This window comes from Novosphingobium sp. P6W, assembly GCF_000876675.2.
Classification (GTDB): Bacteria; Pseudomonadota; Alphaproteobacteria; order Sphingomonadales; family Sphingomonadaceae; genus Novosphingobium.
The window spans coordinates 245,151-253,943 of sequence record NZ_CP030352.1 but is presented as its reverse complement, the minus strand read 5'-3'; the positions used below and the strand labels follow the sequence as shown (position 1 = coordinate 253,943).

The window sequence follows — 8,793 nt, the reverse complement described above, 5'->3', positions numbered from 1 at the left end:
GGAGATGATGGCCCGCTTTCGCCGTGACATCGCCAGCAGCACGGTCATGCTCAAGGACCTCACCCCCTTCGGCGCCCGCGTGGAGGGGGTAGGCGCGCTGGACATCGACGAAATGGTGACCATTTCGCTCCCCGGCTGCCGTCCTTCGCTGGCCTTCGTCGCCTGGGCCAATGCCCACGGCGCGGGCCTGGAATTCATCGAGCCGCTGTCTGCCGATCGCTTCGACGATCTTGTCGCCCGCTACGGCCTGAGCGGCGGCAGGGAGGCTTCTGCGGCGGCCTGAAGGCTCAGATCACCGCCGGTTCCAGCAGCCGGATCGTACCGGCATCCGCATCGATCTCGGCCATGGCGCCGACCGGGATGCTGATCTGCCCCGCCACATGCCCGATCATCGCGCCCTGGAAAGCCGGCACGCCAAGCGCGGCGAATCGCCGGTCGAGCACTTCGTAGACGGTGAAGTTGGAAAAGCCGCCGTCGGGGTTTTCGCAGTGAGTGCACTGGCCGAACACCACGCCCGCGACCTTGCCCAGAATGCCCGCCAGCGCCAATTGCGTGAGCATCCGGTCGACACGGTATTCGGACTCGTTGGTTTCCTCCAGGAACAGGATGGCGCCGTCGAAATCCGGCAGCCACGGCGTTCCCACCAGCGCGGTGAACACCGCAAGGTTGCCGCCGAGCAGCCGTCCCCGCGCCTTGCCGCCATGGAAGGTCTTGATCGGAGAGACCCGTCCGCCCAGGTTCGGCCCGGCATAGGCCGCGACGGAATAGGTCGGCATGGCGCCTTCGAAAGCGACTTGCCGAAACGAATTCCATGCCGAAGGCGGCCATGAGGCGGCGGCATTGGGGCCGTGGATCGAAACCACCCCCGCCCTCGCCAGCGCCAGGCAAAGCGCGGTATTGTCGCTGAAACCGGCGAACAGCTTGGGCTTGCGGGCAATGCTCGCGAAATCGAGGTGGGGCAGCAGCCGCGCTGAACCCCAGCCGCCGCGCACGGCCATCAGCCCGCGTACCGTATCGTCCGCGAACATCGCCATGAGATCGCGCGCGCGCACCTCGTCCGAGCCGGCCAGATAGCCCTCCCGCGCAGTGAGATGCGGGGCGAAGCGCGGCTCCAGTCCCATCGCCCGCACGGTCGCCGCGATCTCGTCCAGCCCGAAACGGTCGGCGATGAAACCCGCCGGCGCCACCAGCCCGAGCACGTCGCCATTGCGCAGTCGCGGCGGGCGAACCATATTCCCTGAGACCGGCGTCGGTGCCGTGCGTGCGAAAGCCCCCAGGGCAGGCAGCGCGCAAAGTCCGGCGCCAAGATTCACAAGCGCGCGCCTGCGCGTTAGGGTTTGCCCGATAGTCATCACCGCAAGCCTACAGCCTGTTCGCCCCCCTGCAAGACCATGCAGCCGGGTGCGTCCCTATCTCTGCCCGGCAACACCAAGGGGCCGGGCCATGGAGTTCCAATGACCGAAGAAGAAGACAAAGACCTCACCCAGCGCCGTTTCTACAAGGCCGAGCAGGAGGCGGGTTTCGCCGAACAGCAGCCCGATACGATCCAGACCGGGCACCCCGCCTACCAGTTGGCCTTCCGCGATACCGATTTCCTGCTGCGCGACGAACTGCGCCCGGTCCGTTTCCAGCTTGAACTCCTCAAGCCCGAAATGTTGCTGGAGGAGGCCAATATCGGCTCGACCCTGGTAATGTACGGCTCCGCCCGCATCCCCTCGCCCGAAAAGGCCGAGGCGCTGATTCAGACGGCCGCCACCGATTATCAGAAGAAGGTCGCAGGAAACCTCGCCGACAAGGCGAAATACTACGACGAGGCACGCAAACTCGCCCGCCTCGCCAGCAGCCGCGCGATCGTCGAGAAGGGCATGCGCCAGTTCGTGGTCTGCTCGGGCGGCGGTCCGTCGATCATGGAAGCGGCCAATCGCGGCGCTGCCGACGTGGGGGCGGAATCGCTGGGCCTCAACATCGTGCTACCGCATGAGCAGGCGCCCAACCGCTATGTCACGCCGCGCCTATCGTTCCAGTTCCACTACTTCGCGCTGCGCAAGATGCACTTCCTGCTGCGCGCCCGCGCAGTGGCGGTGTTCCCCGGCGGGTTCGGCACGTTCGACGAGTTCTTCGAGCTGCTGACGCTGATCCAGACCGGCAAGATGAAGCCGATCCCGATCCTGCTTTATGGCCGCGAATTCTGGGAGCGGGTCATCAATTTCGAGGCCTTGGCCGAGGAAGGCACGATCAACCCCGGCGACCTTGACCTGTTCCACTGGTGCGAAACGGCCGAGGAAGGCTGGGACCACATCAGCCAGTTCTACGAACTCGACGTCGACTGAGGCGCCTGTTCCCCTCTCCGCTTGCGGGGAGGGGCCAGTTTCCACGGAAGGAGGCGGTTAGCGGACGGCGTGGTGGCCCATCGGGCCGTGGCCTTCGCCAAAGCCGGGTGCGGCCAGCAAGGCGGCGCGCACGAAGTCGCGTGCGTCCTCGATCGCTTCGGTCAGCGGGGCGCCCTGCCCCAGGAACGTCGCGATCGCGCTCGACAAGGTGCAGCCGGTGCCGTGGGTGTGGCGCGTTTCGATACGCGGGGCGGTCCATATCTGCGGCTCGTGGCCGGGCAGGACCAGCCGGTCGATCACCGTCTCGCCCGGCGCGTCGCCGCCCTTGGCGATATAACCGATGCCCTTGGCCATCAGCGTTTCGTCGCCGCCCAGCGCCGCCAGTTCGTCGACATTGGGGGTGGTAAGGCAGGCGATCGCCATCAGCCGCTCGAAAGCGGCAACCGTATCCGCGTCAGCCAGAACCGCGCCTGCGGTGGAGACCATCACCGGATCGAAGATCACCGGCACGCCAACACCGGCCAGCCGGTCGGCAACCATGTGGGCGATCTCGGCGCTGCCCAGCATACCGATCTTGATCGCATCGACGCCTATGTCGCTGATGCAGGCGTCGATCTGTGCGGCAACCATCGCAGCCGACAGGGTTTCCACCGCCGTCACGCCCTTGGTGTTCTGCGCGGTGATCGCGGTGATCGCAGTCATCGCGTAGCCGCCCAGCAGCGTCACGGTCTTGATGTCGGCCTGGATACCGGCGCCGCCCGAACTGTCGGAGCCGGCGATGGAAAGGATGCGAGGAGCCTGATTCATCCCGGCCCTCTACCCGGTTACGGTATGGCGAGTCGAGATGGCATCAGGATTTGAAGCGCCGTGCTTTCGAAGGCGGGGCCGAATCCTGATGCCTGCGTGCCCGCGTCGGCCGGTCGACCAGTTCGCCCCCGCAATTGGGGCACATATCGTCGACATCATCGGCGCAGGTGGCGCAGAAGGTGCATTCGAAGCTGCAGATGAAAGCGCCGGGGGCCTCGGCGGGAAGGTCGATGCCGCAGCGTTCGCAATCGGGGCGCATTTCCAGAGCCATTATGCCGCTGCCTCCGCCACTGCGTCGCAGATCGACGCCACGACCGCTTCGACCTCGCCGGCATCGTCGCCTTCGGCCATCACGCGGATGACCGGCTCAGTGCCCGAGGGACGGATCACCAGCCGCCCGCGGCCCACAAGCGATGCCTCGGCATCAGCGATCACCGCCTTGACGCTGCCTGCCTCCAGCGGCTTGCCGCCGGAGAAGCGGACATTGCGCAGGAGCTGCGGTACGGGGTCGAACAAGTGGAGCAGCTCACTGGCCCGCTTGCCCGACTGGACAAGTGCGGAGATCACCTGCAGCGCCGCCACGGTGCCGTCGCCGGTGGTCGCATGGTCCAGCAGGATCATGTGGCCGGACTGTTCGCCGCCGACGTTGTAGCCGCCGCTGCGCATGCGCTCCAGCACATGGCGGTCTCCCACGGCGGTACGTTCCAGGTTCAGGCCAAGGCCGTTCAGGTATCGCTCCAGCCCGAGGTTGGACATCACCGTTGCCACTACGCCGCCGCCGCGCAGGATACCCTGCGCCGCGAACTGGCTGCCGATGAGCGCCATGATCTGGTCGCCGTCTACCGTCTTGCCCTTTTCGTCGACCACGATCAGGCGGTCGGCGTCGCCGTCCAGCGCGATGCCGATGTCCGCGCCGGAGGACACCACGGTTTCCTGCAGCAGTTCGACATGGGTGGAGCCGCAGCGCTCGTTGATGTTCTTGCCGTTGGGGTTCACGCCCACCGCGACGATCTCTGCGCCAAGTTCCCAGAACGCGGAAGGGGCAACCTGATAGGCAGCGCCATTGGCGCAATCGACCGCGATCTTCAGCCCGTCCAGCCGCACGGTAGAGGGCAGCGATGCCTTCACCGCGTGGATGTAGCGGCCCCGCGCATCCTCGATGCGGCGGGCGCGGCCGATTTCAGGCGAGGCAGCCAGGCCGAGATCTTGGACCAGCATCGCCTCGATCGCCAGTTCGTCCTCGTCCGAGAGTTTGAACCCGTCGGGACCGAACAGCTTGATGCCGTTGTCCTCATAAGGGTTGTGGCTGGCCGAAATCATCACGCCCACGTCGGCGCGCAGTTCGCGGGTCAGCAGGGCAACGGCGGGGGTGGGCATCGGGCCCAGCAGGACCACGTCCATGCCCACGCTGGTAAAGCCCGCGACCATCGCGTTCTCGAGCATGTAGCCAGACAGGCGGGTGTCCTTGCCAATGACCACGCGGTGGCGATGCGTGCCGCGCAGGAACCGGGTGCCGGCAGCCTGCCCCACTTTCATCGCCATGGCGGCGGTCATCGCACCCTGGTTGGTGCGGCCGCGAATGCCGTCGGTGCCGAAGAACTGCTTGCCCATCACCTGACCCTCTTGGAAACCCTGCTTGTGAATGCCGCTATGCCATAGACTACAGCCGTTACCGCCGACTGAACGCGTTCTTAAACTTCGGTTAGAAACACATCCGATGCGGATTTTGCAAAGGGCTTCCTAAACCCAAGCCAGGCAAATTGCCAACGGGCGCGCGTCTGCCTATTCGTGGGCACGATGAGCGCATCTTCCTCCCCCCCGGCCGCCGCCCCCGCCTCGACCTCCGGCCCCGGCGGCCCTTCGCGCATTCCCGAAATCCGGGTGCCGGGGATGCTCACTCTGGCGGGGTTGGTCGCCGGGCTGCTGATCGGCCTGCTGATCGCGGGCAAGCCTGCCGCGCAGACAGCGCTGGCGGTGGCAGGCCCGGTTGGCTCGCTATGGCTGCAGGGTCTGCAGATGACCATCCTGCCGCTGGTTGCCGGACTGCTGTTCTCAGGCATCGTCGAGACTGTCGCCGCGGCCCGCGCAGGGGCCATGGCGCGCCGGACGCTGGGGATCATCGTCGGCTTCCTGGCCTTCAGCGCGGTTCTCGGCGCGGCGCTGATGCCGTTGCTGCTGGACCTGTTCCCGGTGCCGGCCGGCGTCAGCTTCGACCACGGCGCCGATCCGGGCAAAGTCCCCGGGCTGGCCGATTTCCTGTCCTCGCTATTGCCTGACAACGTCGTCTCGGCGGCGGCGTCCAGCGCGATGCTGCCGGTGATCGTCTTCGTCGGCCTCTTCGCGCTGGCTTCCACCCGCTTGGCGGACGAACCGCGCCGCAGCCTTGCCATACTGTTCGAAGGGCTGGCAGGCGCGATGATGGTGATAATCGGCTGGGTGCTGATGCTCGCGCCGATCGGCGTCTTCGCGCTGGGCCTGACGCTGGGCGTGCGCAGCGGCGGCGCAGCACTGGGCGCACTGGCGCACTACATCGTGCTGGTGACCGCAGTGGGCACCGTGGTGATGATCGCGGGCTATGCCATCGCCGTGCTGGTGGGCCGCCGCAAGCTGGGGGCCTTTGCCGCCGCGATCCTGCCCGCGCAGGTCGTCGCGATTTCCACCCAGTCGTCGATCGCCACTTTGCCGGCCATGCTCGCCTCCAGCCGCAAGCTGGGCACCGCATCGACCACATCGGAATTCGTGCTGCCGCTGGCGGTAACGCTCTTTCGCGCCACCGGCCCGGCGATGAACATGGCCGTCGCCATCTACGCCGCCAAGCTGGCCGGACTGGAACTGACCACCGGGGCGCTGATGGCGGGAACGTTCGTGGCCTTCGCCACCACGTTCGGCGCCGTATCCTTGCCGGGCACGATCAGCTTCGTCTCCTCGATCGGCCCGATCGCGGCGGCCATGGGTGTACCGCTCTGGCCGCTGGGCGTGCTGGTGGCGGTGGAAGTGCTACCCGACCTCATGCGTACGGTCGGCAACGTGACCATGGACGTAGCAGTGACGAGCGCGGTAGATGCCGGCGTAAAAGACCCTCAAACGGTTGAAACCATTCACTGAACGGGTCACCGCAAGCGAAAGAAACCGGATCGATTGTAATTCGCTGATGAGGGGCAACCATCAGCGAGAGGGTTCCCCGCCTTGGTCACTTCGACATCGAACGCACCGTTCTCCCCCGTCCCCGTATCTCAGGCCCGGCAGTTCCTGGAGCCCGGCCCCGTTGTCCTTCTGACCACCCGCCATGCCGGGAACGACAACGTCATGACGCTGGGCTGGCATCAGGTCCTGGAATTCTCACCATCGCTGATAAGCTGCGTCGTCTCGCGCTCCAATCACAGCTTCGAGATGCTGCGCGCCTCGGGCCAATGCGTGCTGAACGTGCCCACCAGCGACTTGCTCGACACCGTCGTGCAGGTCGGTAACTGTTCGGGCCAGGAGGTGGACAAGTTTGTCCGCTTCGGCCTTGAACGCGGGCAGGCGGACGATGTCGACGTGCCCGTGCTGCCGCAGTGCCATGCCCGCCTTGAATGCCGCCTGCGCGACGACCGCGCAGTGGACCGCTATAACCTGTTCATCCTCGAAGTGACCCGCATCCGCGCCCGCACCGCACCCGAGACACCGGAATATGTCCACTACATGGGTGACGGCGAATTCGTGCTTTCGGGCCAGCGTATATCGCGCAAGCCCTTGTTCAAGCCGGAAATGCTGGATTTCCAGAAAGCCGGCGCGCGCTATTCTTCCAGCTCGATGTCCCAGTAGAGCCAGTCGCGCCAGGTTTCGTGGAGGAAGTTTGGCGGGAAACCCCGGCCCCGCTCCTGCAACTGCCAGCTGGTCGGGCGGATCGGCGGGACCAGAGGCGGCATGTTCGCTTGCTTGGGCGTGCGCCCGCCCTTCCTGAGGTTGCACGGCGCGCAGGCCGTCAGGATGTTTTCCCAAGAGGTACGCCCGCCCAGACGGCGGGGCAGCACATGATCGAAGGTCAGTTGATGCGGGCTGCCGCAATACTGGCAGGAAAACCGGTCGCGCAGGAACAGGTTGAAGCGGGTGAAAGCGGGAAACTCGCTCGGCTTCACATACTGGCGCAGCGCGATCACCGAAGGGATCTGCATCGTCCAGCTGGGGCTGTGCACCGCGCGTTCGTAGCTGGAGATGATGTCCACCCGTTCCAGCACCACCGCCTTGATCGCGGTCTGCCACGGCCACAGGCTGAGCGGGTAATAGGAAAGCGGGGTGTAATCTGCGTTGAGAACAAGTGCAGGGCAGTCGGAAAGACTACGAGAGGGATCTCCCTCTGCGCTGCGGAAACGGGCCGCGCGCTCGATCAGGTCCGACCTGAGCATGGCCTCCTGTCGCAGGCTCTCATTGCTGTTTGATGGCAACGCATAAGTGCTTTTGCAGCATTTGCGCGAGCCCGCGTCAAGGTGGCAGTTTGCCCGGCCGCTTGTGCAATCCACAGGATCGCTTGCGGCCGCTGTCTCGGGCGCTAGGACGGGCGGACATGATCCGCACCCGCTTCGCCCCCAGTCCCAACGGACCGCTGCATCTGGGCCACGCCTATGCCGCCATGGTGGCGCACGATACCGCCCGCGCGCGCGGCGGCGCCTTCATCCTGCGCATCGAGGACATCGACGGCGCCCGCAGCCGCCCGGAGTTCGTGGAGGAATTCTTCCGCGATCTCGAATGGCTGGGCCTCGCATGGGACGGGGACGCGGTGTTCCAGTCGCACCGGCTGGCCAGTTACGCAGCGGCGGGAGAGCGGCTGAGGGCCATGGGCCTGATTTACCCCTGCACCTGCACCCGGGCGGAGATTGCCGCCGCCGCCCGTGAAACCGGCCCCGATGGCCCGGTCTATCCCGGCACTTGCCGGGGGCGCGAGGTCGATCCCGCGCAGGCCGCATGGCGCCTGGATGTAACAAAGGCGATGACGCTCACCGGCCCGCTCGAATGGGTGGACGAGGAAGCGGGGCCGCAGATCGCCACCCCGCAGGTGTTCGGCGACGTGGTGCTGCTGCGCAAGGACCTGCCCGCCAGCTATCACCTCGCAGCGACGCTGGACGATACGGCGGACGGCATCACCCTGGTCACGCGCGGCATGGACCTGTTCCCCGCCACCCATGTCCACCGCCTGCTGCAGGCCTTGCTGGATCTGCCGGTGCCAATCTGGCTGCACCATCCGCTGCTGATCGAGCCGGACGGCCGCAAGCTGGCCAAGCGGCGCGGCGCCCCCTCGCTGGCCGATCGGCGCCGCGCAGAAGAGGACGGGCCCGCCATCGCCCGGGCACTGCGCGATGGCCTCCTGCCCACTGGCCTTTCGCTTTCGCAAGGCGTACATCAGGCGTCATGAACTACATCCTTGTCCCCATCATCGTCGTGCTGGTGATCATGGTCGTCATCAGCCTCGTGCGCGGCATCGTCGCCTTCCTGAACAGCACGAAGGAAGACCTGAACCGCGATCCCAACGCGACCGGGCCGACCGCCAACCAGCTGCTGCAGAACAAGATGATGTTCAACCGCATCAAATATCAGGCCGCCGCCGTGCTTGTCTGCGCGCTGCTGCTGGCGATGGCACGCTGAACGGCGGGGGGCTTCGACAAGCTCAGCCTGACCCTTC

General features: G+C 66.1%; 11 protein-coding genes. 6 read left to right on the top strand and 5 right to left on the bottom strand.

Annotation, left to right across the window (positions count from 1 at the left end):
* Positions 1-4: 4 nt before the first annotated feature.
* Positions 5-283 carry a hypothetical protein gene (locus TQ38_RS01285; RefSeq protein WP_082057617.1) on the top strand — a complete coding sequence of 93 codons (279 nt, stop codon included), beginning with the start codon at positions 5-7 and terminating at the stop codon, positions 281-283.
* Positions 284-287: 4 nt separating this feature from the next.
* Here the strand turns inward: TQ38_RS01285 and TQ38_RS01280 are convergent, their stop codons facing one another.
* A complete protein-coding gene (locus TQ38_RS01280) occupies positions 288-1,352 on the bottom strand; it encodes an LD-carboxypeptidase (RefSeq protein ID WP_082057618.1) in 1,065 nt (354 codons plus the stop codon).
* A 102-nt stretch (positions 1,353-1,454) separates the two neighbouring features.
* Here TQ38_RS01280 and TQ38_RS01275 point away from each other — a divergent pair, with 102 nt between their 5' ends.
* Entirely contained in the window at positions 1,455-2,330 is an 876-nt protein-coding gene (locus TQ38_RS01275) for an LOG family protein (protein ID WP_043973965.1), read from the top strand.
* Positions 2,331-2,387: 57 nt separating this feature from the next.
* Here the strand turns inward: TQ38_RS01275 and thiD are convergent, their stop codons facing one another.
* From thiD to glmM, 3 genes are read right to left on the bottom strand one after another with little or no spacing between them, the layout of a single operon-like run.
* Positions 2,388-3,137, bottom strand: a complete 750-nt coding sequence (gene thiD / locus TQ38_RS01270) for a bifunctional hydroxymethylpyrimidine kinase/phosphomethylpyrimidine kinase (RefSeq protein WP_043973968.1) — start codon at positions 3,135-3,137, stop codon at positions 2,388-2,390.
* Between the two features lie 43 nt (positions 3,138-3,180).
* A complete protein-coding gene (locus tag TQ38_RS01265) occupies positions 3,181-3,408 on the bottom strand; it encodes a DUF1272 domain-containing protein (protein WP_043973971.1) in 228 nt (75 codons plus the stop codon).
* The gene (gene glmM, locus TQ38_RS01260; RefSeq protein ID WP_043973973.1) at positions 3,408-4,748 is read right to left on the bottom strand and encodes a phosphoglucosamine mutase; all 1,341 of its coding nucleotides are present in this window, start codon (positions 4,746-4,748) and stop codon (positions 3,408-3,410) included. The genes TQ38_RS01265 and glmM overlap by 1 nt, the downstream gene beginning before the upstream one ends.
* A 186-nt stretch (positions 4,749-4,934) precedes the next feature.
* Here glmM and TQ38_RS01255 point away from each other — a divergent pair, with 186 nt between their 5' ends.
* Together TQ38_RS01255 and TQ38_RS01250 are read left to right on the top strand one after the other, a co-directional pair.
* Positions 4,935-6,242, top strand: a complete 1,308-nt coding sequence (locus TQ38_RS01255; protein ID WP_113941940.1) for a dicarboxylate/amino acid:cation symporter — start codon at positions 4,935-4,937, stop codon at positions 6,240-6,242.
* 81 nt (positions 6,243-6,323) lie between these two features.
* Entirely contained in the window at positions 6,324-6,941 is a 618-nt protein-coding gene (locus TQ38_RS01250) for a flavin reductase family protein (protein ID WP_043973976.1), read from the top strand.
* Here TQ38_RS01250 and TQ38_RS01245 read toward each other — a convergent pair.
* A complete protein-coding gene (locus TQ38_RS01245; protein WP_043973978.1) occupies positions 6,914-7,522 on the bottom strand; it encodes an HNH endonuclease in 609 nt (202 codons plus the stop codon). The two genes, TQ38_RS01250 and TQ38_RS01245, sit on opposite strands and share 28 nt — an antisense overlap.
* A 158-nt stretch (positions 7,523-7,680) precedes the next feature.
* Between TQ38_RS01245 and gluQRS the strand changes: the two genes are divergently transcribed.
* Positions 7,681-8,526: a tRNA glutamyl-Q(34) synthetase GluQRS gene (gene gluQRS, locus TQ38_RS01240; protein ID WP_043973981.1), complete on the top strand. Its 846-nt coding sequence runs from the start codon at positions 7,681-7,683 to the stop codon at positions 8,524-8,526.
* Positions 8,523-8,756 (top strand): HIG1 domain-containing protein, encoded by a 234-nt coding sequence (locus tag TQ38_RS01235; RefSeq protein WP_043973982.1) that lies wholly within the window; start codon positions 8,523-8,525, stop codon positions 8,754-8,756. Before gluQRS ends, TQ38_RS01235 begins: the two co-directional genes overlap by 4 nt.
* Positions 8,757-8,793 lie beyond the last annotated feature (37 nt).